Origin of the sequence: Gilliamella sp. Gris3-2 (assembly GCF_001690345.1) — a bacterium.
Classification (GTDB): Bacteria; Pseudomonadota; Gammaproteobacteria; order Enterobacterales; family Orbaceae; genus Gilliamella; species Gilliamella bombi.
The window spans coordinates 1-776 of record NZ_LZHB01000064.1; the positions used below are offsets into that span (position 1 = coordinate 1).

The window sequence follows — 776 nt, forward strand, 5'->3', positions numbered from 1 at the left end:
GAAGCTGAGATTTTAAGCTCAGTTCGGCAAACATCTGCTTAAGCTTGCGATTTTCAGCCTCCAGCTCCTTTAAGCGTTTGATATCCGAAGTTTCCATTCCGCCGTATTTTTCTCGCCATTTATAGAAAGTTGAATTACCCATGCCATATTTACGGCACAGTTCTTTAACCGGAATACCCGCTTCAGCTTCTTTTAAAATAGCGACAATTTGATGTTCAGTCATTTTTTTCATAATTAAATCCCCTTTTCTTTTATCATAGAGAATTTTCTTCTTTTTTGCTGTACTATTTTAGGGGATAGTTACAATTTTGATAAGGACTACCGGGCTGGATATAATCAATGGTTATATTATGTGATTTAGCCCAGTTTATAAAGGTTTTTCCTGTAAATTCTGGCCCATTATCGACCCGTATTTTTAATGGATACCCATGATATTCGGCCAGTTTATCTAAGTAACGGGTAATCCTTCCTGCTGGTAAGCTTACTGCAATATCAATCCCTAACGCCTCACGATTAAAGTCATCGATAACATTGAATGTCCTAAAGCGACGCTGATTACGACTACTGTCACTCATAAAATCCATTGACCAACATTCACCTTGTTTATTGGGTGCTGATAGTCTTTCTGGGCTTCGTGGAGGAATGCGCTGTTTACGCTTTATCCTGAGATTAAGCTTTAATTGGCAATACACCCGATACACCCGTTTATGATTCCATTTATAGCCGAGCTTTTTGATACGATTAAAACATTTAGGAAAGCCCCAGCGTAAATGCCG

Annotated in this window: 2 protein-coding genes; both read right to left on the reverse strand. The window is 38.7% G+C overall.

What is annotated here, in order from left to right:
- The coding region (locus tag A9G32_RS08610; protein WP_141672896.1) for a transposase at positions 1-232 on the reverse strand (232 nt) is incomplete at its 3' end.
- A 52-nt stretch (positions 233-284) separates the two neighbouring features.
- A partial coding sequence (locus A9G32_RS08615) for a DDE-type integrase/transposase/recombinase (RefSeq protein ID WP_141672897.1) occupies positions 285-776 on the reverse strand: 492 nt, incomplete at its 5' end.